The organism is Pantoea sp. V106_11 (assembly GCF_029967885.1).
Lineage (GTDB): Bacteria > Pseudomonadota > Gammaproteobacteria > Enterobacterales > Enterobacteriaceae > Pantoea > Pantoea ananatis.
On the sequence record NZ_JASCAK010000037.1, the window covers coordinates 794,553 to 819,308 of the forward strand.

Below are 24,756 nucleotides of genomic sequence, written 5' to 3' on the forward strand. Positions count from 1 at the left end.
AGTAAGACGTGTCACCTACACTTGAGCACTTTAATTACCTGCACCAGATCCCGGAACTGGGGTTCGAAGAGTACAAGACGTCCGCCTACATCGCGGGCGTGCTGGAGGCGGCAGGCTACCAGGTCACGCGCCAGGTTAATAACACCACCGGTATTGTCGCGGTGCTGGACAGCGGTAAGCCCGGCCCGACCTTAGCGCTGCGCGCCGATATGGATGCGCTGGGGCATATCATTGACGGCAAACATGTGGCGCGCCACACCTGCGGGCACGATGGTCACTCCACCGTCGTATTGACCACGGCCCAGGAGGTGATGGCTGAGGAGCGAGTGAAAAAGGGCAGGCTGAAGCTGATCTTCCAGCCTGCTGAGGAGTTAGGCACCGGCGCGATAGCCCTGACCGAAGGCGGCGTGTTGGATGATGTTGATATGTTGCTTGGCTTTCATCTGCGCCCGCTGGAGGAGTGCCCGATGGGCCAGGCCGTGCCGGCAATGTACTACTCCGCGTCCGCCACGGTGGAAGTGATGTTTCATGGCAAAGCGGCGCACGCTGCGCGCCCGCACTTAGGCGTTAACGCGCTGGATGCCGCCGCCCATGCGGTGCAGGCGGTAAACGGCATTCATCTTGCGCCCTCGCTGACATGGAGCGCGAAAGCGACGCGTTTTCTCTGCGATGCGGGCGTGACCAACTCGATTCCTGATCGCGCGCAGGTGTGCTGGGATCTGCGCGCCGCAGAGAACGAAGCGATGGATAGCCTCAAACCTCAGGTAATACGCGCGATTGAGAGCAGCGCCGCCGCGTATGGTGCGCGCGCGGAAATTCGCATTCTGAAAGAGATGCCCGCCGCGATTATCCATGACGAGGCAACAGCGGTTATCACACGTGCTATCCGCAGTGTGTTTGGTGAAACCGGCCTTATCGCGGCTAAATCGACACCAGGCAGTGAAGATTTCTTCCACTATCTGCGTCTTCGGCCTCAAATCAAAGGCGGCTTCTGGGGACTGGGCGCCAACCTGACGCCCGGCCTGCATCATCCGGAGATGCATTTTGACCGCGATGCGTTGGCGCTGGGAGTGAAAGTGTTTAAAGCCTGTGTGGAGGATGTGCTGGGCTGACGATCAGCATTACAGTGACGTGCCGTGCTCGTCGGATATCAGTATTGCAGAAGAGAGGGCCGACAATGCTGTCCGACGTTCGCGGCCATCATCGTGAAGCCGTTACGGGCATCCTTTTCAGGTGAGTGGCCCTGTGACTTGTACCCAAGCGTAAACGTTGCTTTTCGCCGGGCTTTGCTGTCTGCCGGGGAGGAGGTCACCGGTATCCGTCACCGTCACGGGGGGCCAATTTCACCCTCTTTAGCGATATCGGTTACCGGATGGGCTGGTGGCACAGATGGCGACGAATGCCTAACCGAACGCCTCTGCCTGAAATGGCGAATCGGGTTTTTTTGTCGTGCGCCACAGGGTAAAAACGGGACAAAGCGTCGGCTATGTTTTTTGCTGCTTGTCGGCAAAACGCTGAAAAATCAGTGACCGGTCCGGTTGCCGTACTCATCAATAACTTTTTCGCCATCCTCTTTCGTAAAGGCTCCCTTCTGTGACTCAGGCAGAATGCCCAGAACGGCCTCAGACGGACGACAGAGCCTTGTGCCGAGCGGCGTCACGACTATCGGACGGTTGATGAGGACAGGATGAGCCAGCATAGCATCCAGCAGTTCATCATCATTGAACCGATCTTCGGCCAGCCCCAGATGTTCATACGGCTCTGTGTTTTTGCGCAGCAGATCGCGCACGCGGATCCCCATATCCGCTATCCGTTTTTTAAGCTCGTCGCGGGAGGGTGGCGTTTCCAGATATAAAATCACTGTTGGCTCCACGCCACTGTTGCGGATAAGCGCCAGGGCGTTACGCGACGTCCCACAGGCCGGGTTGTGGTAAATGATGATGTTAGTCATAAATGGCACTCCGTTACGGGGCTACGCTGGCGCAGTCACGTTGTAAAGGTTAAACAGAAAGACGCATGGCCAGCGCCGCCAGCGTGACAAAAAGTACCGGCAGGGTCATCACAACGCCCACGCGGAAGTAGTTGCTCCAGCTGATGGTGATATTTTTCTGCGCCAGAACGTGTAGCCACAGCAGGGTCGCCAGGCTGCCGATGGGGGTGATTTTCGGACCAAGATCGCAACCGATGATATTGGCGTAAATCATCGCCTCTTTCACCACACCCTCAGCCGTGCTGCCATCAATGGAAAGGGCACCGACCAGGACGGTAGGCATGTTGTTCATCACCGATGACAGAAAGGCCGTCAGAAAACCGGTAGCGAATGTGGCTCCCCATACACCATGCTCTGCAAACCCGTTCAGGGCGGACGAGAGGTAATCCGTCAGTCCGGCGTTACGCAGGCCATAAACCACCAGATACATACCCAGCGAGAAGGTGACGATCTGCCAGGGCGCGCCTTTCAGGACTTTACGGGTATCAATCACCTGTCCTTTACGGGCAACCAGCCACAGAATAAATGCCGCGACCGCAGCAACCAGACTGACCGGAACGCCGAGCGGCTCCAGAGCAAAAAAACCGGTCAGCAACAGACACAGAACCAGCCATCCGGCTTTGAAGGTTCGCACGTCACGAATGGCTTCCCGTGGTACCTTTAGTTTTGCCATGTCATAGGCGACCGGGATGTCTTTACGGAAGAAGAAGTGAAGCATAACCAGCGTGGCCGCCACGGATGCCATGTTGACCGGCATCATGACAGACGCGTATTCGCTGAATCCCAGCTTAAAAAAGTCCGCCGTCACGATGTTAACCAGGTTCGATACGATGAGTGGCAGGCTGGATGTGTCAGCGATAAAACCTGCCGCCATCACAAACGCCAGCGTTGCGCCGGGGCTGAAGCCCAGCGCCAACAGCATGGCAATGACAACAGGCGTCAGGATCAGTGCCGCCCCGTCATTCGCAAACAAGGCCGCCACTGCCGCACCCAGCAGAACACTATACGTGAACAGCAGCCTGCCTTTACCGCCACCCCATCGGGAAACGTGCAGGGCAGCCCACTCAAAAAAACCAGATTCATCGAGCAGCAGGCTGATGATAATCACCGCGATAAACGTGGCCGTCGCGTTCCAAACGATCTGCCAGACGGCCGTAATATCGCCGAAATGCACTACGCCCGTCAGCAGGGCCAGCGCAGCCCCGATAACAGCACTCCAGCCAATACTCAGCCCTTTTGGCTGCCAGATAACCAGTACCAGTGTCAGGACGAATATAGCGCCTGCCAGAAACATACTTTTTCCTTTTAATACAAAGTCTGGTAAACAGGACGTAAGACAGCCCTGCAAACAGATATGAAAAATCATATGTGTTTGAGTAAATTTTTAAATGCAGACAGGCTTGCCGTTGGTGGTCGCGTTATTCCTTTCAGCCTGCTGGCTGAGTTGCAGAATGTCATCGCGCTGACACAGGTAAGCCTGCTCGATCACCATAGCAGCCCATGCGGGCATGTGTGGTGACAACCGATAATGAATCCATTTGCCGTCACGCCTGTCAATAAGCAGACCACTGTCTCTGAGCAGTGCCAGATGCCGTGAAATTTTAGGCTGACTTTGCCTCAGGATTGACGTGAGTTCACAGACGCAAAGCTCGCCTTTTTCACGCAACAGCAGTACCAGACTGAGGCGTGTTTCATCCGAAAAATTTTTGAAAAGCTGAAGAGGCTGAAGTTGAGGCATGCTGACTCCTGATTACGGAACAGAAGACATTGTTGCTGTCTGTCTACGGCGAGTCAATAACATATTTGCTAATTCATATGTATTGACTCACTCATGGCTCATCTTCGGATATTCCGTCCAGGGTTTACCTGCACAGTAAAGCCAGGGATCATTTACGATTCGGTAAAGGGGATTAAATCATATTGCGTAAAGGCACGTTTTGCTAAAGAGAACGATCGTTTCCTAAAATACACTTCAACAGCTGATATCAAGCCTACAACTTTATAAACAAGTAACAGTAAACCCTTAAATCGCGTTCCCAGAGCTGACATTGTACAAAAACGCCTCCAAGCCCGACGCCATGAGCGCCATTGCACGCTACTTCGACAGTGCGTCACTGCCTACTCAGCAGGAAACGCTGGGAAGCATTGCGTCAGAAATCCTTCGCGCAGGAAAAAGCCTGAACCGCACGGCCATTTGTAGCAAGCTTGTCCGTCGCCTGGAACTGGCAGGAAGTGCAGAAGAAGAGCAGCACTACTGTGAACTCCTTCGTATTTTATTCGGCCCTAAAGCCGGGAACTGATGCCCTACGACTGCAAGGCTGAACCCCAATACTCGTTTTTCCCACTCATCTCCCTCACGTTGACCGCTTTTGCCGCTGCATAATTCCTGAGGCATAATCTTACGCCGTCATTACTCACATGTTCAGAGCCGTGGCCTGGAGATATTCAGGGGAACGCTGAAACGCGCGCAGTGGTTACATCGAAAAGTGATACCCCCTGGTTATCATGTCTCAAAACCGGACATTTATATGCTGACGCCAGTTAACTCTCTGCTTACTGCGAAGCGTACCTGTTACTTCTGAGATTATTCACTGTTACCTGGCTCAAAGTACGGAGTAATCAGCATATGAGGAATAGCGAGAGAAGCGAGCGCAGCAAATAGCGATTTAATGTCTGCGTCACTAGAGGGGTACATGATACAGGTTGTCACGGCCGCCAGCAGAATTGCCGCTAAAAGCACCGGCCAGGTCGCATAAAGGTAACCTGTGTAATGAGCATAACCCAACTGAATTCGACGTAACCGGGTTTGCGGCAGGGCATGCAGAATTAAAAAACCCATGGAAAAGCCGACAAAAGGTGGAAGGATCAGCAAGGCCAGCGTTCCGGTAATGAGCCGCACATCGTGACGAATCAATCCGGTGATAACCAGGCTAAGGGTACAAAGTGCGCCCGCGTTAGCCATGAAAAACGTCACGGAACTGAGCAGTGAGGGTGTCAGTCCTGCCTGGTGAAGGATGATGTTGTATTCTCGCAGGTGGAAGAAGGCTGGGGTCGCTATCATGCTGACTCCTCTGGCAAGGCGCTCTGACATCCCTCCCTTTGGCGCATCCTCAAGGGCAAAATGCAGCGCAGATGCCAGCAAGAAACCGGGTAATGCCAGTGCCGGCGACCAGTGCCACCAGAACAGGCAAAGCAGGATGATCACGCCATAAGCCGCCAGGAATGGCAACTTACGCCCGCGTTTTACTATTGCCAGATCGCTGGCACCGTGTGCCATGCCAATCACACCTATTGCTACTATGGCAAACATTAACTGTACGCGCAGCGGACTGAAAGAGGCAGCCAGCGCTGCCCCCCACAGTCCTGTCCAGCTGGCAGTTTGCCGCAGACTCATACCCGCACAGCACCATCTGATGTGGAATGGCGCAGCGCTTTTTCAAGACTGGATGCAGCGTAAAAGGCGTAAAACACCTTGGCGATGATATCAAGAACCAGGAATGCCCATACGGACGCAGGGTCGGTGATGACTTTTAATCCTTCCGGACCGACAAGGAAAACGATAGGGTAGATAAACCAGACCACCGTCAGCAATGCGACGTTTTTGTTGTAAGCGACCGCCATCGCCCTGCCGCGTCCAGCGGCAATCGTACGCAGCGGTCCCCACAGGAGGTAAACCACGCCAAGAAACGCAGCACAGGACCAGAGATACCACACCCATTTTGCGGCGAACGTTGTCGCCAGTGCAGAGACCAGACCGGTAATAATCATCATCACATCCAGAATGATGATAGCCGTTAAAAAACCACCCATCTCACCCGGTTTACTCTGTTCATGAAAGGCGACCATAACCAGCCCCGCCAGTAATACAGGTGTAGTGACGGACCAGTCAGCATAGCGGGCGAGATAAACGATGCTGCCACTTTCGGTCGCCAGATTACCGAAACCAAATGCCATTGCCAGATAAGCGGTTGCCGCAATAAAAGGGACCGAGGCATGCATTAACGTATGATGCCGGAGGGGGAATATTTTTTTGCCTGAGGCATAAATCACCAATGACGCAAGTGCCATGACCGAAAACCCGATCAAAAATGCGGTTTGATCCATAATACTTTCTCCTTGCACAGACGCCCTCACAGGGCCGTTTGCGCTGCCATAAATTGAAATTTTTTTATATTCCGAATGAGAATATGCATAAAGTATATGACGTGCCGTTCAAATTGCTAATGATGCAACAGTGTGGACGGAAACTTCGGCGAAATACATTGAATAAGTGATTCTTTATTCGTCGAGTCCGGAGGGATAAATGTAAAAATCTGTTTCACTAACTTTCATTTTTAACAATTTGTATCCAATAAAAAAATGGGACCATTTTATTTTTTCTTTTAATATTATGTGGTTAAATTGTTTTCTTGGTCTTGAGGAATTTGAAGGTAATTAATATGAAAGAGAAAGAATTATATTATTCGCTAGAGAAAATAAAACACTGTACTAAGTAAAGGACAAGGTTTCCAAACAGGTCAATGGCGCTGTGTTAATTGGCAATTTGTATAATAACAGGTCGTTACTACGTCGCTGGCATGATTTCTAAAAGAATTCAGCTGGCTTAATATGGCGGTCGTGACCTACTCTCATTGAAAATACATCGCGATTTTAGTCATGTCCGCTCTTGACACAGAGCGGACATGAATTCAGTGCAATTTTGTCTGAGAGCAACCAGCGGGGTAGCTCTTAATGGAAATGTCTGCGTTTTCATTCACCCACTACGTCACCATAAATTATGGGGATATCGTTTCTGATTTGCCCGGAAAATGTTTTGGTGGAAAATTTCAAACGCGACAAAGCTCGTTGGCACTTACTTTCCATTCGTCAACCTGAGCGGGATGTTCAAAAGAGTAATAGACGCGAGCATCCTCAGGCAGAATATTACGCAGTGCCTGCATACAATTGGCCTCGCAGGGCCGCAATTCAATATAGGCAGCCGTGATGGGTATTACATCATCGGTGGAATAGCGCTCGATGCGGTCTATCGCGGCAACTAGCGCCGCCATTTCGCCATGTAGCCTGACCCAGTTATGGGTATAGATTCCTGGTGGCATGCTTACCTGCATCCGACTGTTTCCGAACGCATAACGAATATTCCCCCGAAGCCTGTACTCGACTACTGCACAGCAAGACTCAGGACCGAAACCAGGTTGTTCCACTCGTTTCTTTTTGTCCTTCAGCGTGCGCCTGACAATCGGATAACCGGAATTGAGAGAGTATTCAGTTTTTATAAGTTGCATCAGAGACCCTTATACTTAACCATTATTAATAAATTATATGGAGTTCCGGCGCGAAATTCCATATAAAAGGGCACTAAGGGGCTGAAAAAGTTAATGTTTGCTTAATTATAATTAGCGAGATTTAATCATCCTGCGTTTTCCTTCGGCTTTATCATCACGATACCTGCCGCTCCGCATCTATACTGGCCCACTTCATATCTGTCGTTCTGTCCAGCCAGTCCTTTATGGTTCGGGTCAGTGAGTATTCCGTCTGTAGTCATGACGGCTCAATCATCGGGTTTACCAGAGCCAGTGGAAATTTTGCAGAGATGCGCTTTGTCGATGCCATCCCGTGGGGGAGATACACATTACTCCTGCAACAGGCCAGTCATGATCAGGGCGTTAATCAACTTGATGTTGATGAACAGAATCATCAGGGGGTTGCCTTTAACAAAAAGAAAGGCTTTATTGAGACGGGCCGCTTTGAGCCTGATGGTCAGGGAAGGCGCTGTGCGTCATTGCAAAGGCAACGAGCGTGAATATCAGCCGCATTATCTGCTGCCACCAGCGCCTGCCATGCTTGCTGTGTGATCGAATAAAACAGGCTGGGCGGCGCATTATCCACATCATGAATCTCTTTAAGAAATCGCAACCCGGTTTTTTCCAGCACGCGGATAGAGGCTTGATGATGGCTTCTTACCCGGGCTGATATCATATCCAACCCCAGTTCGCGAAAACCATACTCCAGCGCAAAGCGCGACAGCTCCGTAGCGTAGCCCTTACCCCATGCGCTGGTGGCAAACCGATAGCCAAGATTATGAATGGTTTCGTCACCGTGAATGCGAACGCTCAGCCCGCCGAAACCGATAAGGGTATCCGGTGCATCCTGGGTTGCTATCGCCCAGCTGTCATAGCCATAACGCTGGTACGATCGCAGTCTGTCGGCCAGCACCTTTTGCGCGTGAGCCAGGTCAGGATAAGGGCCTGCCGGGTTAAACGTATTGGTCGCGGGATCACCGTAAATCCTGAACAGATCCTTGTCATCGGAAGGGCGCATAGCTCTGAGCAATAAACGCGGGGTCTGAAGATGCACTATAAACCTCAGTGTAAGGCCATCTGAATGGCATATTATTAGCGCGTTTACCCGACGAGGAAAAGAGATGACGATTCAGCAATTGCGTATTGCCCGACCCGTTACGGATTTAGCCGAGAGCAGCGCAATGTACTGTTCGGGCCTGGGCCTGATGCCCATTGGGGAATTCACCGATCACGAGGGATTTAGTGGGGTGATGCTGGGCGATGAAACCCTTTTCTGGCATCTGGAATTTACCCACTGCCATCACCATCCCGTCAAACCGGCTTCAACAGCCGAGGATCTTCTGGTGCTGTATTTGCCCAGTGAAGCGGACTGGCAGCAACGCTGCCTCAGCCTGACCCGCGCAGGTTTTACGCGCGTAACATCGTTTAATCCCTACTGGGCGGAAAACGGCGCTACCTTCCAGGATAAAGACGGTTATCGTACGGTGCTTCAGCACGGCACCTGGCGATTGTAGTCCTCTTTTTCAGCCTCATCCCTTGAACCTGCCTGACGTCACAGGGGGCAAGTAGTGAGCGTGCGGTTAACGTGAACGACTGACGCAAAACCGCCAAATATGTCAGGCTGGCAAGGGCTTGGTGGCCGGGTAAACGCGTGGCATGATGAGGGACATCTTTCAGCGTAAGAGCCAACACGTGATCAATATTGCCTGCTTACATACCGCCGCCAGCAATATCGCCATTTTTGACGATGCTGCCCGTCAGCTTGAGCTGGGCCATCTGCAGCTCAGCCATCTGGTCATGCCGCACCTGCTGGCTGAAGCTGAAGCCAGCGGCGGCCTGACCGCAGGACTGCACGAGCGGCTGGTTGCTCTGTTACGGGATCTGCAACCGCACTTCGATGTCATTCTGATCACCTGCTCGACATTAGGGCCGGTTTCCGAAGCCTTTACCTCATCCCGACAACCCTGCGCTGTCTGGCGTACCGACGGCATGTTGGCAAAAGCCGTGCATCAGAGCGCAAAGAAAACGGTGGTGCTCTGTGCGGCAGAATCCACGCTTGGCGCAACGCGTGCGCTGTTCTGTACCGATGGGCAAACGCCGGACATCCGCCTGATTCCCGAAGCCTGGCAGCGCTTTAAAGCGGGAGATGGAGCGGGATATTTTCACTGCGTACGTACAGCGGTGGAACATGCCTGGCAGCAGGGCGCAGAGCGGGTGGTATTGGCACAGAGTTCGATGGCACCGGTTGCGCAGCAGTTTCCGCCTGAACGTCAGCCCCTGTCAGGTCCGCATCTGGCGCTGCTGCAGTGTCACCAGCAGGCTAACCGTTAAGGCCGCAACCGGGTTGCGGCCAGGGTCAGTTATTCGTCCTGCGTCAGCGTTCCTTTCGCGCCATGGGGTTCTGAGCGCAGATACTGCGGCGGTGCTTTGACATTGGCATTGAATTCGGCCGCGGCGTGCCATGGCCAGCGTGGGTTATACAACATGCCGCGCGCCAGGGCGACCAGGTCGGCTTCCTCCTGTTGCAAAATATCTTCAGCCTGCTGTGGCTCGGTAATTAAGCCTACCGCAATCACCGGAATGCCAATCTGCTGGCGGATGTCGCGTGCAAAAGGAACCTGGTAATTTGGCCCGACCTTAATCTGCTGTTGTTCCGACAATCCGCCGCTGGATACGTGGATGTAGGCACAGTTCAGGGATTCAAGCTGCTTAGAGAAGGCAATGGACTGGCCGACATCCCATCCGCCTTCTACCCAGTCGCTGGCCGAAATACGCACCCCAACCGGAATCTCTGCGGGTACGGCTTCACGTACCGCATGAAACACTTCCAGGGGATAACGCATTCTGTTTTCCAGCGAGCCGCCGTATTCATCACTTCGCTTGTTGGATAAGGGAGAGAGAAACTGGTGGAGCAGGTAGCCATGCGCGGCGTGAACTTCAATTAATTCTATTCCCAGACGAACCGCGCGTTTTGCCGTTGCGACAAAGGCATTTTTAACGCGCTCGAGATCGCTGGCCTGCATCTCCAGCGGAAGATGCTCGCCATCACTGAACGACAGGGCAGAAGGGGCCTGGGTTTGCCAGCCGCCATCCTGAGGCGCAATCTGTTCGCCACCTTCCCAGGGAACGGTGCAGGATGCTTTACGCCCGGCATGGCCGAGCTGAATGCCGATCGGCATATCTGAGTACTGACGAATATCCTGCAGAACCTCGCTCAGCGCCGTTTCTGTTTCATCGTCCCATAAGCCTAAATCGCCATAGGTGATCCGGCCGATGTCCTCAACGGCGGTAGCTTCAATAATCAACAAGCCTGCACCCGATAAGGCAAGGTGGCCCAGATGAATACGATGCCAGGCGGTCGCACTGCCTTCATCAGCCGAATACTGACACATTGGCGCAATGACTATCCTGTTATCCAGGGTTAACTCACCCAGAGAGAAAGGGGAAAAGAGCTTGCTCATAAAAACCTCATTGTCGGCGCAGGGGGAAAGTGTGTTGAAAACTATAGTGGCTGATGAGCAAACGCGTACTTCTGGCAGCGTAACAATTTATTGAACAGTCTTATTTAGTTACAGCATACATAAGAAAGGTGAAGATCAGGCAGAATATGTAAAGCGATCACGGCCTGAAAAAAATGAGATAACGTTGCGTAAGCAGGGGAAAACGGGAACCCCTGCTGTTATTGTCGAAGATAACAGCAGGGTTCAGGGTGGCTAATAACGCATTGCGAAGAGTGATCGGTCACAATCAGGCTCTCTGCAACGCCTTCTCGTCAAGCGCATACAGCGTCGCGGTGGCTTCCAGAATATGCTGCTGATCGTTACCCGGTTTATGGGAATCAACGTGGGTAATGTGATAGCCCACAGCACCGGCCTCCGTCGCTTTGCGCAGCAGGGCATCCGTGATTTCTTCCATCGATGTCGCCCAGGTGACGGTTGTCACGCCCATCGGCTTGATGGCATTTTTTTCATCCTGAGACAAACCTGTACGGATAAACACAGGGCTAACGGTCTGAGGAGAGAAGATAGACAAAATATCCTGAACAAGTGCTTTCATTTTCGTGCTCCTGAATATCTGAAATTACGGCATCACGCGCCTGTTGAGCGCCATCGATTTTTTAATTCATTCGCCATGAGTTCGATTAACGCGGTCATGTTAAGGACTGTCGGCAAAAGTTATAAAATACCTTTTCCGGTTAACGAATTTGGCTTTTCTTGCTAATCAGATGCTTATGAAAGCTTCAGCCACACTTGAGCTGAAATATGGAAGGTTTTTTGTGTCTGCTTACAGGTTGTGAAATCTGGATACAAAATGCCAACACGAACTTAACAATCAAGCCAGCAAGAACAGCACAGTGGGATAAAAGGGCGCGCGGCGTCGGGCTGACAAACGTTTACATTAATTGAAAAAATTGAAATCAGCCGCATTGTTCAGGTAACAGGTTGATAAGTAACAGGCTTACCCGTGATGAAATTTGCCATAGGGAATTCTCTCGTCCATCGGCACAGGATTTTCATAAAACTGTCACAACGCATCCCAATACTGCACAGCCACGGAGTAACAAAAAGACATCTTTCGACATCCTTTGAAACCTGTTTCTTTGTTCAGGCGGTCGCTGTCATCATTATGGAGAGTTTTATGCCACGTCAACCTCGTATTCACCCTTCCTCTACTGTGTTTTCCCTGCGTCAACTTCCTCTGTGCCTGCTGGCTCTGGGCGGTCTGACCCTCAGTGCCTCTGCGTTTGCCGACGCCATCAAAGCGAAAAACGTCATTGTCATGATTAACGATGGTGCAGGCTGGGGAACATGGGATGCCACCGCATACTGGCAGTACGGTGGGCGCGATAAAACGCCTTATGCTGGATTCCCGGTAAAGTATGCCATGACAACCTATCCACTCAACGCCTCGAAAAAAGCCACACACAGCAATGAATCCCTTGTTAATTATGACGCGCAGAAAGCCTGGGACACGACAAAAACCGAGAGCAAAGAACTGCCCTTTAAGGGTTACGAATATCTGGCCATCAATCCTACTGACAGTGCGGCGGCGGGCACCGCGCTGGCATCCGGGGTAAAAACCTATAACAATGCCATCAACGTCGATAACATGGGTAAACCGGTCGACTTCATTACTCTGACAGCCAGGGCACAGGGGAAGGCGACGGGCGTCGTCACCAGTGTGCCGTTCTCGCACGCCACGCCAGCGGCCTTTGGTGCGCAGAATGCTTCCCGTAATGATTATCACGCGATCGCCAGACAAATGCTCACCGCCGGTAAGCTCGACGTGATTATGGGAACCGGACTGCCGGGCTTCAACGTGAATGGAACGGATTGTCAGCATCTGGCGAAAAATGAGTCCACCGCCGGCTGTGGCAAAGATGCGAACCTTTATCTGGCGCAAACCGAATGGGATTTACTCCGCGCGGGTAAGCTGGCGCCAGCGGGCGGTCAGCCGTGGAAAATTGTGCGCAGCACGGAGGCGTTTACCCAGTTGGCTAACGGCTCGCTGAACTATGATGGCCCGCTGCTGGGATCGCCCAACGTCGCCCCCAACGGAACGTTACAGCAGGGCCGGCAGGGTGAATTTGTTGGTAAAGATGCGGCGAATCCATCAGGCGATGCATTTATTACCACTGTGCCAACGCTGAACCTGATGACCCGTGGCGCGATTCAGCATCTGAGCAAAAATCCGAACGGCTTCTTTATGATGGTAGAAGGTGGGGCAACCGACTGGTCTGCCCATACCAGCAATGCCTGCAGTGGTAAAGGAGACTGGGGCAACACGTATAACCCCAACTGTGTGGGCGTTGAATACGGCCGTCTGATTGAAGAAAGCGCCGATTTTAATCACGCCGTGGCCTCTGTTATTGAATGGGTCGAGACAAACAGCAACTGGAACGAGACCTTGCTGATTGTTACCACGGATCATGATAACGGCATGCCGATGGGGCCGGATGCGCAGACTCGCGCATTTGAACCCGTCATCAATAACGGCAAAGGCGCCATGCCAGGCGTGTCTTTCCGTCCCACCGGCAATCACGCTAACGCGTTGGTTCCGCTGTGGGCAAAAGGTGTGGGCGCTGAAGCCTTCGCCGAACGCGTGCGCGGTAACGACGCGGGCTATGCCAAATATGTCGGTTACAATCAGGGTGATTACATTGATAATACCGACGTTTTCACCGTCGTAAAGGCCGCGCTGGAGGGAAAGGCCGTTGAAAAAATTATGCCCGGGCAGGCCAGTAAATCCTGACGTGACAATGTCACAATAAAGAGGGCGCGTGATGCCTTCCTGACCGCATCAGGTACTCGGTGCCGGTGAATATTCGCTCACCGGCACCGCTGTGTTATCTCCGTCACCCGCACAACACGTCAATGCCTTCACTTTTTTTTCCGCCGTCAGCAATATTATGCTGGCTCATTCGTCTACCTCATCACAAACGTGTGTTTATCACTGATGAGGTCATCCTGATATGAGAGATTTTGATCACCCTTCGTTCCGCCATGCCCGTGGCAGGGGCAGAAACCGACTGGCGAAGCCGTTGATAGTGGGCGCCGTTTTTATTGTCGCACTGTGTCTGCTGGTCATGTCACTGTGGAATGCCTTGCTGCCCGCGCTTATCGGGGTTAAAACGATCGGTTTCTGGCAGGCCGCAGGGTTGTTGCTACTGTGCCGGATTCTGTTTGGCGGCTTGGGTATCAGGCCGGGAATGTTTGGCCATGCCCGGCGTCGTATGCATGAACGCTGGATGCAGATGACACCGGAACAACGAGACGCATTTATGAAGCAACGTCGGGAAGGTTTTGGCCATCGGGGGCAACACTGCCGTGATAAACGCCGGGACGAACAGCCTCCGTCGTCAGATGACAACCATGCTGCCCGGACTGAGTAGACGATGAAGGCCAGCGCATCGCAAGCCTCATCGTGGGTCAAAGCGCTTACGCTCTGCAGAACGAAACTCCAGCGATTTATTCGTGCCCGTACCCCAGCACGGGAGGACGCTGAAGATATTTTGCAGGAAATTACCTGTCAGCTGATCGGCGTGGAACAGCCGGTTGAGAATATCTCCGCGTGGCTGTTTCGGGCGGCACGCAATGAAATGACGGATCGGGCGCGTAAGAAGCGGGAGTTGCCACTTGCCAGCTACATGAAAAACGACGAGGAGGATGGGGTTGAAAGCGAACTGGCTGAAACCCTGTTTGGCATTCCGCAAACCCCTGAAGATGATTACCTCAGCGCGCTACTCTGGGAGGCGCTGGAGGCGGCGCTAGCCGAACTTCCGCCCGCGCAGTATGAGGTGTTTGACCAAACGGAGCTGCAGGGAATCAGCTATAAAGCGCTGTCAGAATTAACCGGCGTCAGTGTTCAGACCTTGCTGTCGCGCAAGCATAAAGCCGTACTGTATCTGCGCATGCGCTTGCGGGCGGTCTACGACGATCTGGTTAGTGAAGATTGAAAAAAGGCGGCCATGACGGGCCGCCAATATTCGCATTATCACCTTGAAAGGGGACGGATGACGCAATCAGCCCTTCACGCCGCCGGCGGTCAGTCCGTTAACCAGCCAGCGTTGCGCCAGCAGGAACACCAGGGTAATAGGAATGGCAGAGAGAACGGCGGCTGCGGCAAAATCGCCCCACAGATAGTTTTGCGGATTAAGATATTGCTGCATGCCCACGGCCAGCGTGTAACTGTTGACGTCACGCAGCAGCAGTGAGGCCACCGGGACTTCCGTTACTGCAGCGATAAACGCCAAAATAAACACCACGGCTAAAATGGGCACCGATAACGGGAGTAAAACCAGCCGGAAAGCCTGCCAGGGCGTTGCGCCATCCAGCGCCGCCGCTTCCTCCAGCGAGCTATCAATGGTTTCGAAATAGCCTTTTATCGTCCAGACATGCAGCGCGATGCCGCCAAGATAGGCGAAGATCACGCCGCCATGGGTATTTAAACCAACAAACGGCAGATATTGCCCGAGACGGTCGAACAGGGCATAAAGCGCAACCAGCGACAGCACCGCCGGGAACATCTGAAAAATCAGCATCCCTTTTAACAGGCTCTCACGCCCTTTAAAGCGCATCCGGGCAAAGGCATAGGCGCAGGTGGTGGACAGCGCCACAATGCCCATTGCGCTGATAGCCGCGATCTTGACCGAGTTCCACAGCCACAGCAAAACAGGAAAGGGCGGCGGCGTGACTGAGCCGTCAGCATGCTGAACGCTGAAGCCCAGCGCCAGCCGCCAGTGTTCCCAGGAGATATGTTCCGGAATGATACTGCCGGTGGCAAAATTTCCCGCGCGCAGCGAAATCGCCACCACCATCAGTAAGGGAAACAGTATTGCCGCAATAAACGCCAGCAGCAGCAGATGCGTCATAAACAGACGTAACTTCTGCGATTTGGGTTGTACCATCGCCATCATGACTCCTTAGTCGAATTTCATCCGCACGGCTTTCAGATTGATCACCGCCAGTGCGCCAACCAGCAGGAAAATCAGCGTAGCGATAGCCGCTGCCAGACCAAAGTCCTGCCCGCCACCGCCTTCAAAAGCAATACGCCAGGTGTAGTTCACCAGCAGGTCGGTGTAACCCGCAGGCGTGGTCGTGCCGAGCCTGTCGGGTGCACCATTCGTCAGTAGCTGCACCAGCACAAAGTTATTAAAATTGAAGGCAAAACTGGCAATCATCAGCGGCGTCAGCGGTTTTAACAGCAGCGGTACCGTAATCAGGAAAAAGTTTTGTAGCGGCCCGGCACCGTCCATCGCAGAGGCTTCGTACAAATCCTCGGGAATCGCTTTCAGCAGCCCCATGCACAAAATCATCATGTAGGGATAACCCAGCCAGGTATTCACGATGATCAGCATGGCACGCGCCAGCGTAGGATCGCTGAACCACGCCGGTTTACTGCCAAACAGGGCGTTGAGCATGACGTTGATTTCGCCAAAGCTCTGGTTGAATAATCCCTTGAAGATCAAGATGGAGATAAAGGCGGGCACGGCATAAGGCAGGATCAGCATTACCCGGTAAACGGCTTTGCCTTTTAACGCCTCCCACTGCACCAGGCAGGCCAGCACCATGCCCACCGCCACCGTTAACACCACGGTCAGCAAAGAGAAAATCATCGTCCAGCCAAAGATGGCCAGGAACGGCTTTTGAATCCCCTCGTCGGTGAACACGCGAATAAAGTTCTGCCAGCCCGCGCCCACGGTAAATCCGGGACTCAGACGTTCTTCTCCCCACTGGCCCTTTGCGTCAATCACCTGATAAAAGCCGGTATCCGGATTGGCGCGATAGCTCACGCCGCTTTGCTGGTTTCTTAACGTCTGATGATCCGTTACCACATAGAGCGGGCGCGTCCCAGAAAACTGACGCAAGGAACTCATGACCAGTTCACGTCCGTCAGGCAGCACGGCGCGGAGTTTTGCCAGTGCCTGGCGATGTGTGGTGATGACGCGTAAGTTTGCCCGTTCTCCCTCTGGAGCAGGTGCGCTCACCATCTTTAATGGGCCCGCAGTGTCGAAGGAGAAGAGCGGTGACACCCAGGTCTGACTGTTCGATCCCTCGCTAAGCACCAGCCGCCAGCGATCGCCTTCGGGAAGCAGGCTGAAATTCAGGCCTGCACCGTCCTGATATTGTCTGCTGAGTAAAACCTGCTGCGCCCGCTCCTGGGTCAACTGATTGGTGCTGCTGTAGTTGGTAAAGGCAATGCCCACGGTACAGGCCAGAGGGAACAAGACAAATAACATCATGCCGGCCATGCCGGGATAAACATAACGCCAGGCGTAGGCCCTGCGATTGGCATAAATCCCGATGCCCAGCCCGCTTATGACCAGCGCCAGCAGGGCAAACAGGTATTCCCCCTGAGCATACATCAGCACCAGTAAATAACCGACCAGCAAACAACAGATGCCCACCAGTGCGCCTTTAAACAGAGAACGATGCCGTCCCGTTTGCGGTTTTTCTGACATGACCCGATTTCCTTAACGGCAGGTTGCAGGCCAGCAAACTGGCCTGCGCTGAATGATTTACTTGCTTATACGTGACTGCGCATCCTTGAGCGCGGCATCAACGGACTGACGGCCGCTCAGCGCGTTAAGGGTGGCGGTGCGCATGGCGTACCAGAACGCGGCCATCTGTGGGATGTTGGGCATAATGTCACCGCGTTGTGCATTGTTCATGGTGGCGGCAATACGCGAGTCTTTCTCCAACTTTTGCTGGAAGGACTTCAGCGCCACCGCACCCAGCGGTTTATCTTTGTTCACGGCCTCAAGCCCGGCATCCGTTAACAGATAGTTTTCCAGAAACTCTTTAGCCAGCTCTTTGTTCGGGCTGGCCGCATTGATCCCGGCGCTGAGTACGCCAACAAAAGGTTTGGTGGGCTTGCCGTTTAACGTCGGCAGCGGCGCGACGCCGTAGTGAATACCGCTCTTATCGATATTGCTCCAGGCCCAGGGGCCGTTAATGGTCATCGCCGTCTGGCCTTTATTAAAAGCGGCTTCGGCAATGGAGTAATCCGTATCGGCGTTCAGGACCTTGGCTTTGACCTGATCGACCAGGAACTGCATGCCGGCTTTGGCTCCGGCATTATCAACGCCGGTGTTTTTGACATCATAGTGTCCGTCCGTCAACTGATAGGCATAAGCGCCGCCGGCTGCCAGCAGCGGCCAGGTAAAGTAGGGCTCCTGCAGATTAAACATGATGGCGCTTTTGCCTTTCTCGCGCAGCGACTTATCCAGGGCGGCCATCTCTTCCCACGTTTTCGGCGGCGTGGGGAGCAGGTCTTTGTTGTAGATTAGCGACAGCGACTCAACCGAAACCGGATAGCCAATGAGCTTGCCGTCGAACCGCACGGCGTCCCAGGTGAAAGGAAAGATTTTTTGCTGGAAACTGCTGTCCGGTGATACCTCGGCTAACAGGCCGGACTGGGCGTAACCGCCAAAACGGTCGTGCGCCCAGAAGATAATGTCCGGACCGTCACCGGTCGCGGCCACCTGCGAGTATTTTTCTTCCATTTTATCCGGGTGCTCGACCGTGACGTGAATACCGGTTTCCTGTTCAAACTTTTTTCCCACCTCGGCCAGACCGTTATAGCCTTTGTCACCGTTGATCCAGATAACCAGTTTTCCTTCTTCAATCTTTGCGACTGCGGAAGCGGAGAACAGCACCGCCGAGAGGGCTGACAGAGCCAAAATTTTTGCGCCAGTTTTCATCTTTAACACTCCATCCTGTTAGCGGAAACGAACATGTTGCTTGCCGCACATTCTGCGTGTTCTTACCGGCTTCTCATCCTCCTGGCCTCTACGCCTGCCGCCGTCGAGGTGTGATCGCTGTTACAAAGTGACAGGATTATCACGGTCTGGCTCACACTAAGGTGGGGGCCAGACTGCGTTACCGATCACAAAAATCAGTGCAGCGCGCGACCGCTCTCGTGTGCTGATGTTTTCTCCTCCTCCCGTCTCCTCCCCCAGATAAAGCGCGTCGGTGGAGGATGTGGCGACGAATCACGCTACGCATAGTGAACGCCAGAATTTGTCCGCTGACGTGCGGGCCGCATTAGCGAGTGGAGAGGAAAGTACTATGGCGAGCGTCGTGTTACGCAATGTCACCAAAGCCTGGGGCGACACGGTCGTGTCGAACGATATCAACCTGGAGATTGGTGAAGGCGAGTTTGTCGTATTTGTCGGGCCTTCTGGATGCGGTAAATCAACGCTGCTGCGGATGATTGCTGGCCTGGAAACGATTACCCGCGGTGAATTGTTGATTGGCGATAAACGGATGAATGAGGTGCCGCCTGCCGAACGCGGCATTGGCATGGTATTTCAGTCTTACGCGCTGTATCCCCATCTCTCTGTGGCAGAAAACATGTCTTTTGGCCTGAAGCTGGCCGGCGTTAAAAAAGCGGAAAGAGAGCAGCGCGTAACCCAGGTTGCTGAGGTGCTGCAGCTGGCGCATCTGCTTGATCGCCGCCCGAAGGCGCTCTCTGGCGGACAGCGCCAGCGCGTTGCCATCGGCCGCACGCTGGTCGCCGAACCCCGAGTCTTCCTGCTGGACGAACCCCTTTCTAATCTCGATGCCGCGCTGCGGGTGCAGATGCGCATCGAGATCTCCCGCCTGCATAAGCGACTCAGGCGCACCATGATTTACGTGACTCACGACCAGATCGAAGCCATGACCCTGGCCGATAAAATTGTGGTACTGGACGCCGGTCGTGTGGCGCAGGTTGGGCGGCCGCTGGAGCTCTATCACTATCCGGCAAACCGCTTTGTTGCAGGCTTTATTGGCTCGCCAAAAATGAACTTCCTCCCCGTTAAGGTCACCGCCACCGCGATTGAACAGGTGCAGGTACGCCTGCCCAATAATCAGCTGGTCTGGCTACCGGTAGACAGCGCCAACGTGCAGGTCGGCAGCAATATGTCGTTGGGTATCCGGCCGGAACATCTGCTGTCCAGTGACATCGCTGACGTCACCCTTGAGGGGGAAGTGCAGGTCGTTGAGCAACTGGGACACGAAACTCAAATTCACATCCAAATCCCCGCCATCCGTCAAAACCTGGTGTACCGCCAGGAGGACGTGGTGTTGGTAAAAGAGGGCGCCATGATGGGCATTGGCTTGCCACCCGAGCGTTGTCATCTGTTCCGAGAGGACGGAAGCGCGTGTCGCAGGCTGCATCAGGAGCCCGGCGTTTAATCCAGCAAAACAATAAAAGCAATGACCTCAGGAGATAGAAAATGTTAACTCTGCGCAAACTTTCCCTTACCGTAGCGGTAGCGACAGGCACGCTGTCTTCACCGCTGATGGCGGTGGATTTTACCGGTTATGCTCGCTCCGGCATTGGCTGGACGGGCAGCGGCGGCGAGCAGCAATGCTTCCAGGCAACCGGTGCTCAAAGTAAATACCGTCTGGGTAACGAGTGCGAAACCTATGCTGAACTTAAGCTGGGTCAGGAAGTGTGGAAAGAGGGCGACAAGAGCTTCTACTTCGACACCAACGTGGCGTACTCGGTTTCTCAGCAAAACGACTGGGAATCCACTTCACCGGCTTTTCGTGAAGCCAACGTCAAAGGTAAAAACCTGATCGACGCCCTGCCGGGTTCCACTATCTGGGCCGGTAAACGTTTCTACCAGCGCCATGACGTTCACATGATCGATTTCTACTACTGGGATATTTCCGGCCCGGGTGCGGGTCTGGAAGATGTCGATCTGGGATTTGGTAAGCTGTCGTTTGCCGCAACGCGCTCATCGGAAGCGGGCGGCTCTTACACCTTTTCTAACGATCGCATTCGCAATTACGCCACCAGTACCGCAGATGATGTTTTTGACGTCCGTCTGGCAGGGCTGGAAACCAACCCCAATGGCGTTCTGGAGCTGGGTGTGGATTACGGCCGTGCCAATGCGCGTGATGGCTACCGCTTAGAAGATGGCGCATCCCGAGACGGCTGGCTGTTCACCGCCGAGCATACGCAGAGCATGCTCAAAGGCTACAACAAATTTGTGCTGCAGTACGCGACCGATGCGTTGACGTCCCAGGGGAAAGGGCTGGCACAGGGCACGAATATCAATAACAACGGCAAGATGTATCGGGTTCTGGACCACGGGGCGATCAGCCTGGCGGAACGCTGGGACATGATGTACGTCGCGATGTACCAAAACACCGATCTGGATAACAACCGGGGTAATGAGTGGTACACCGTTGGCGTGCGGCCCATGTACAAATGGACGCCGATCATGAGCACCCTGTTGGAAGTGGGCTATGACAACGTGAAGTCACAGCAGGTCGGCGAACGCAATGGTCAGTACAAAATCACGCTGGCGCAGCAGTGGCAGGCGGGAGACAGCATCTGGTCACGTCCTGCGCTGCGGCTCTTCGCGACCTATGCCAAATGGGATGAGAAGTGGGGTTATAACAAAGACGCGGCCGGTGATATCACCACCTTCGCGTCACAGGACAGCACCGGAAACGGCCTGTTTACCAACAGCCGCGGCAACAATGATGAGTGGACCTTTGGCGCGCAAATGGAAATCTGGTGGTGATCCCTTTTCTGGATAAACCGCTGTAGACCGTTTCGCACTGTCTTTCAGGCCGCGGCGGCTATTGCCTGCGTTGCCGCGGTCTGCCCGTTTCTCGAGGTTAAAAATGAAAACGTATAAAACATTCACCGCACTTTGCCTGAGCGCGCTCCTGCTGGCAGGACACAGTCTGCCTGCACGGGCCGCGATCAATCTGATGCCGCAGGATGTCTCTGCAGCGCCCGCCATTCCGCTTTCCAGCCTGCAGAGCATGCACTGGCAACCCCTGGATACCGCACGGCCGCAGGTAACGACGTTAACGGCCGGGCATAGTCCGCTAAACGTTGCCGGTATCACCGGGCCGGTCGCCGCTTACAGCCTGCCTGCCACGCTGGGCGAGCTGACAATCACCTTAAGTAGTGAGGTACAGCAGAACCAGGTCTTTGCGCCCAACGTGCTCATTCTGGACGAAAACCTGCGTCCGGCCGCCTGGTTCCCCAGCCGCTGGTTTTCTTATCAGCAACCTGGCGTGATGGCCGCTGACCGGTTGGAAGGCGTGATGAAGTTGACCCCGGTTCCCGGACAGCAAAAAATTTATCTGTTGGTATTCACCACAGAGACGGATCTTGCTCAGACCACAACGCTGGTTGATCCGGCAAAAGCCTATGCCAAAGGCACCGGCCATGCCGTTCCCGATATTCCCGATCCGGTTGCCCGTCATACAACATCTGGCACAGTAAAAATAAAACTGAGCACCCGCTCGGATTCCTCAATACTGGTCGGGCCGTTGTTTGGATCCTCTGGCCCGGCTCCGGTTACGGTCGGAAACAGTCAACCGGCGGCAGCCAGTCATGCGCCCACTGCGGCTCCTGTAGCGAAAACACAGCCTATTGTTCAGGATACCGAAGGCTATTTTAACGATGCTATTCGCCAGGCGTCGGCGCAGGGCAATATTGATAAAGCGCTCAGACTGCTGGATGAGGCCGAACGGCTCGGCTCGACGTCTGCGCGGCAAACCTTTATCAGCAGTGTTAAAGGCAAGGGGTAATCACTCCGGCAGTGCTGATTTGTTCCATCTGGTGCGCTGAGGCGCACCTTTTTTTATGAGGTCAGTTACCTGTCCCTCGCGCTTAACCTGTTCCGTTCTGGCGTAAATTCGCGTCTTTCTCTTTCAAAGACGCTGATACTTTTGGTCAGGCTTTGCGCAACCCTTAGCCTAAATGATGTTATTGAGGTACCCGATCGCGTTCCAGGACGCGCGTAACCTTCGGCACTGATACAAAAAAGGCTCTATCACAACTGGAGCCTTCATCATGTTAATACGTCTGATTATCTCTTTTTCCCTCATCGTATTTAGTCATTCTGCGATGGCCAGCAACGGCTTTCGCCAGTTCATAGCAGGCGAGCAGCAACGCCCGGTTGAGGTTGCCGTTTGGTATCCCAGTGCAGCGTCGTCGCCCAAGGAAAACATTGCGGATAATCCCGCGTTTACAGGTGTCAGCGTGGTGCGAAATGCTAAACCCTTGCCCGGCTTACATCCTGTATTACTGTTATCTCATGGTTATGGCGGGAGTTGGCGCAACCTTGCATGGCTGGCCGACGCGATGGCTGAACAGGGATATATCGTGATTGCGACCAATCATCCCGGTACCACGACGTCGGATTTAACATCGGCACACGCCAGACAGCTCTGGCGGCGTCCTCAGGATTTAATCACGGCACTGGAGCGGATTCTGAACGATCCCCTGCTGGCAGGGCGTGCTGACGTTAAACGAATCGCCGCTGTCGGGCATTCTCTTGGCGGCTGGACGGTAATGGAATTAGCGGGGGCGCGTTTTGACCCGCAACAATTTGCTCATGACTATATCCAACACGCTGAGTTGTCCAGCTGTCGGCTAATGACAAAACTGGGCCTTGATAACAGGCAAGGGGCCAGCCACCTGAGCTCAGACCTGCAAGACCGGCGTATTAAGGCAGTAGTGGCGCTGGATTTAGGATTAGCTCGCGGACTCACGACGCAGAGTCTGGGGCATATTCGGCTGCCCGTGCTGATCTTAGCGGCAGGTGTAGATTCGCCGGCGCTGCCTGCCTCGCTTGAATCGAAGTATCTGGCAAAGGCACTGTCGAGTGACGTTGTTACTTATGGTGTTATCCCTGGCGCGACCCATTTTAGCTTTATGCAGCAATGCAAACCGCAGGGGGAGGCGCTGATTGAGCAAAGCGCGCCGGGCGAAGGGGAAGTCTGCCGGGATGGACAGGGCGTGAACAGAAACGCACTTCACAACATGTTGATCGGTAAAATCAGTGCGTTTCTCAACACCGCGCTTCACTATCGTCCATAGCCTGACGAAATGCGGTGGGGGTTTTCCCCGTAATGCGCATAAATTCCCGGTTGAAGTTCGACTTACTGATAAACCCGGTTTCAAGCATGATGTCGGTAATTTTTAGCTGTGGCTGGCGCAGCATGTCCTGCGCCTTTTCTATACGAAACCCATTGAGCCACTGCGAAACGTTGCACTGCCGTGTAGCGTTTACCGCGCGAGAAATATGCCGTGCTGGAATAGCGAGTTTGCGTGCAAGCTTGTTCAGCGTAAGATCGGTATCAAGATAGTAAGCGTGTGCGCGGACAAGGTTTTCGATGTGCAGGCATAAGGGCTCAAGCGTCGCATCCTTTGCCTCATCATCGGTAAGGGATGACGTTTCTTCGGCGTGAGGTTCACCCGCAGGAACGCTCTTGACTGCCCGGACAATGGCAATACAAAGTAACGGTAGCGTCATTCCCTGAAACAGGGCAATTAATTGCGGGGCAATATTCATCATCCTGCTGATAACCGCGTCGGTGAGTGCCGAAAAGCAAAGAAAACACCCCGCAAAAAAGGTCATTTTCTGCGTTATGGAGGCTTCTCTGAAGCGTGATTCGACAAAAAAATCAGCTCCGTTTGTTGCTGCACGTAGTAGTGCGATGCCATAACCTGCATAAATCAGAAACAACAGAGCGTCTGTCAGAACGGGCAGGCACAACTGGACGATGATGGCAGTATAAACAGGGATAACAGCCAGCTTCAGGCGACGCGCACGGGATTGATGCGTAAGGTCGCTAAAGCACGACCAGGCTACTGCGGGTAAGAGTGTTGCCAGTATAGCCTGCAGGGGTTTAAGAAGAGAGAAATGCCATTCCCACCTAATTATACCCAAGGCAATTAGCCCTGCTGACGCTGCAATAAACATCATCGCCCCACGGTATTCGCGCTTACCAGAACGAATAAGCATCATCATTAATATCAGTAGTGCAAATAACGTCAAAGCAGGAAAGGGAATCGAAAACATACGCTAACTCAAAAGCCAGAATGGCATCCATTTTACAGAGTAAAAAACACGAATCGATAGCTAAACGCAAACCTTATGTTCTGCCTGTGTTTTCTCACGCCAGTCCATTTTGGTGTGGTGCTCTTCATGCTGACCGCATT

Annotated in this window: 24 protein-coding genes; 11 read left to right on the forward strand and 13 right to left on the reverse strand. The window is 53.5% G+C overall.

What is annotated here, in order from left to right; genetic code table 11:
• Positions 1 to 8: 8 nt before the first annotated feature.
• Positions 9 to 1,112, forward strand: a complete 1,104-nt coding sequence (locus QLG08_RS22540) for a M20 peptidase aminoacylase family protein (protein ID WP_029570007.1) — start codon at positions 9 to 11, stop codon at positions 1,110 to 1,112.
• 410 nt (positions 1,113 to 1,522) lie between these two features.
• On the opposite strand, the gene arsC is transcribed toward QLG08_RS22540, so the two are convergent.
• The 3 genes from arsC to QLG08_RS22555 form a co-directional block, all read right to left on the reverse strand.
• Positions 1,523 to 1,951: a glutaredoxin-dependent arsenate reductase gene (gene arsC / locus QLG08_RS22545; protein WP_014593704.1), complete on the reverse strand. Its 429-nt coding sequence runs from the start codon at positions 1,949 to 1,951 to the stop codon at positions 1,523 to 1,525.
• A 49-nt stretch (positions 1,952 to 2,000) separates the two neighbouring features.
• Complete coding sequence (locus QLG08_RS22550) at positions 2,001 to 3,284, reverse strand: arsenic transporter (protein ID WP_238493347.1); 1,284 nt, start codon at positions 3,282 to 3,284, stop codon at positions 2,001 to 2,003.
• Positions 3,285 to 3,374: 90 nt separating this feature from the next.
• Entirely contained in the window at positions 3,375 to 3,728 is a 354-nt protein-coding gene (locus tag QLG08_RS22555) for a metalloregulator ArsR/SmtB family transcription factor (protein WP_013025773.1), read from the reverse strand.
• A gap of 310 nt (positions 3,729 to 4,038) precedes the next feature.
• Here QLG08_RS22555 and ycgZ point away from each other — a divergent pair, with 310 nt between their 5' ends.
• Positions 4,039 to 4,290, forward strand: coding sequence for a regulatory protein YcgZ (gene ycgZ, locus QLG08_RS22560; RefSeq protein ID WP_013025774.1), 252 nt, complete (start codon positions 4,039 to 4,041; stop codon positions 4,288 to 4,290).
• Between the two features lie 284 nt (positions 4,291 to 4,574).
• Here the strand turns inward: ycgZ and QLG08_RS22565 are convergent, their stop codons facing one another.
• From QLG08_RS22565 to QLG08_RS22580, 4 genes are all read right to left on the reverse strand, one after another.
• Positions 4,575 to 5,384, reverse strand: coding sequence for a Brp/Blh family beta-carotene 15,15'-dioxygenase (locus QLG08_RS22565; protein ID WP_013025775.1), 810 nt, complete (start codon positions 5,382 to 5,384; stop codon positions 4,575 to 4,577).
• Positions 5,381 to 6,094 (reverse strand): bacteriorhodopsin, encoded by a 714-nt coding sequence (locus tag QLG08_RS22570; protein ID WP_014593707.1) that lies wholly within the window; start codon positions 6,092 to 6,094, stop codon positions 5,381 to 5,383. The genes QLG08_RS22565 and QLG08_RS22570 overlap by 4 nt, the downstream gene beginning before the upstream one ends.
• Positions 6,095 to 6,816: 722 nt before the next feature.
• Positions 6,817 to 7,086, reverse strand: coding sequence for a hypothetical protein (locus tag QLG08_RS22575; protein ID WP_227022863.1), 270 nt, complete (start codon positions 7,084 to 7,086; stop codon positions 6,817 to 6,819).
• A gap of 661 nt (positions 7,087 to 7,747) precedes the next feature.
• Entirely contained in the window at positions 7,748 to 8,344 is a 597-nt protein-coding gene (locus QLG08_RS22580; protein WP_014605842.1) for a GNAT family N-acetyltransferase, read from the reverse strand.
• Between the two features lie 67 nt (positions 8,345 to 8,411).
• On the opposite strand from QLG08_RS22580, the gene QLG08_RS22585 reads away from it, so the two are divergent.
• The gene (locus QLG08_RS22585; RefSeq protein WP_238493348.1) at positions 8,412 to 8,804 is read left to right on the forward strand and encodes a VOC family protein; all 393 of its coding nucleotides are present in this window, start codon (positions 8,412 to 8,414) and stop codon (positions 8,802 to 8,804) included.
• 142 nt (positions 8,805 to 8,946) lie between these two features.
• Positions 8,947 to 9,621 carry a hypothetical protein gene (locus tag QLG08_RS22590; RefSeq protein WP_014605840.1) on the forward strand — a complete coding sequence of 225 codons (675 nt, stop codon included), beginning with the start codon at positions 8,947 to 8,949 and terminating at the stop codon, positions 9,619 to 9,621.
• Positions 9,622 to 9,650: 29 nt separating this feature from the next.
• On the opposite strand, the gene QLG08_RS22595 is transcribed toward QLG08_RS22590, so the two are convergent.
• Positions 9,651 to 10,751: an NADH:flavin oxidoreductase/NADH oxidase gene (locus tag QLG08_RS22595; protein WP_238493349.1), complete on the reverse strand. Its 1,101-nt coding sequence runs from the start codon at positions 10,749 to 10,751 to the stop codon at positions 9,651 to 9,653.
• Between the two features lie 286 nt (positions 10,752 to 11,037).
• Entirely contained in the window at positions 11,038 to 11,346 is a 309-nt protein-coding gene (locus QLG08_RS22600) for a DUF1471 domain-containing protein (protein ID WP_013025782.1), read from the reverse strand.
• Between the two features lie 582 nt (positions 11,347 to 11,928).
• Here QLG08_RS22600 and QLG08_RS22605 point away from each other — a divergent pair.
• The 3 genes from QLG08_RS22605 (at position 11,929) to QLG08_RS22615 (ending at position 14,746) form a co-directional block, all read left to right on the forward strand.
• A complete protein-coding gene (locus tag QLG08_RS22605; RefSeq protein WP_210483925.1) occupies positions 11,929 to 13,542 on the forward strand; it encodes an alkaline phosphatase in 1,614 nt (537 codons plus the stop codon).
• Between the two features lie 220 nt (positions 13,543 to 13,762).
• Complete coding sequence (locus tag QLG08_RS22610; RefSeq protein ID WP_031283805.1) at positions 13,763 to 14,182, forward strand: hypothetical protein; 420 nt, start codon at positions 13,763 to 13,765, stop codon at positions 14,180 to 14,182.
• 3 nt (positions 14,183 to 14,185) lie between these two features.
• Positions 14,186 to 14,746 carry a sigma-70 family RNA polymerase sigma factor gene (locus QLG08_RS22615; protein ID WP_238493350.1) on the forward strand — a complete coding sequence of 187 codons (561 nt, stop codon included), beginning with the start codon at positions 14,186 to 14,188 and terminating at the stop codon, positions 14,744 to 14,746.
• A gap of 66 nt (positions 14,747 to 14,812) precedes the next feature.
• Here QLG08_RS22615 and malG read toward each other — a convergent pair whose 3' ends face one another.
• From malG to malE, 3 genes are read right to left on the reverse strand one after another with little or no spacing between them, the layout of a single operon-like run.
• Positions 14,813 to 15,703, reverse strand: a complete 891-nt coding sequence (malG, locus tag QLG08_RS22620; protein WP_014605835.1) for a maltose ABC transporter permease MalG — start codon at positions 15,701 to 15,703, stop codon at positions 14,813 to 14,815.
• A gap of 9 nt (positions 15,704 to 15,712) precedes the next feature.
• The gene (gene malF, locus QLG08_RS22625) at positions 15,713 to 17,251 is read right to left on the reverse strand and encodes a maltose ABC transporter permease MalF (protein WP_014605834.1); all 1,539 of its coding nucleotides are present in this window, start codon (positions 17,249 to 17,251) and stop codon (positions 15,713 to 15,715) included.
• Positions 17,252 to 17,308: 57 nt separating this feature from the next.
• Positions 17,309 to 18,493, reverse strand: coding sequence for a maltose/maltodextrin ABC transporter substrate-binding protein MalE (malE, locus tag QLG08_RS22630; RefSeq protein WP_014605833.1), 1,185 nt, complete (start codon positions 18,491 to 18,493; stop codon positions 17,309 to 17,311).
• Positions 18,494 to 18,860: 367 nt separating this feature from the next.
• Between malE and malK the strand changes: the two genes are divergently transcribed.
• From malK to QLG08_RS22650, 4 genes are all read left to right on the forward strand, one after another.
• Positions 18,861 to 19,970, forward strand: coding sequence for a maltose/maltodextrin ABC transporter ATP-binding protein MalK (malK, locus tag QLG08_RS22635; RefSeq protein ID WP_014593717.1), 1,110 nt, complete (start codon positions 18,861 to 18,863; stop codon positions 19,968 to 19,970).
• Positions 19,971 to 20,011: 41 nt separating this feature from the next.
• Complete coding sequence (locus QLG08_RS22640) at positions 20,012 to 21,313, forward strand: maltoporin (RefSeq protein WP_282473179.1); 1,302 nt, start codon at positions 20,012 to 20,014, stop codon at positions 21,311 to 21,313.
• Between the two features lie 103 nt (positions 21,314 to 21,416).
• Positions 21,417 to 22,337, forward strand: coding sequence for a maltose operon protein MalM (gene malM / locus QLG08_RS22645; RefSeq protein ID WP_238493351.1), 921 nt, complete (start codon positions 21,417 to 21,419; stop codon positions 22,335 to 22,337).
• A gap of 265 nt (positions 22,338 to 22,602) precedes the next feature.
• The gene (locus tag QLG08_RS22650) at positions 22,603 to 23,631 is read left to right on the forward strand and encodes an alpha/beta fold hydrolase (RefSeq protein ID WP_282473180.1); all 1,029 of its coding nucleotides are present in this window, start codon (positions 22,603 to 22,605) and stop codon (positions 23,629 to 23,631) included.
• Here the strand turns inward: QLG08_RS22650 and QLG08_RS22655 are convergent.
• Positions 23,603 to 24,616: a helix-turn-helix domain-containing protein gene (locus QLG08_RS22655; protein WP_238493352.1), complete on the reverse strand. Its 1,014-nt coding sequence runs from the start codon at positions 24,614 to 24,616 to the stop codon at positions 23,603 to 23,605. The two genes, QLG08_RS22650 and QLG08_RS22655, sit on opposite strands and share 29 nt — an antisense overlap.
• Positions 24,617 to 24,756 lie beyond the last annotated feature (140 nt).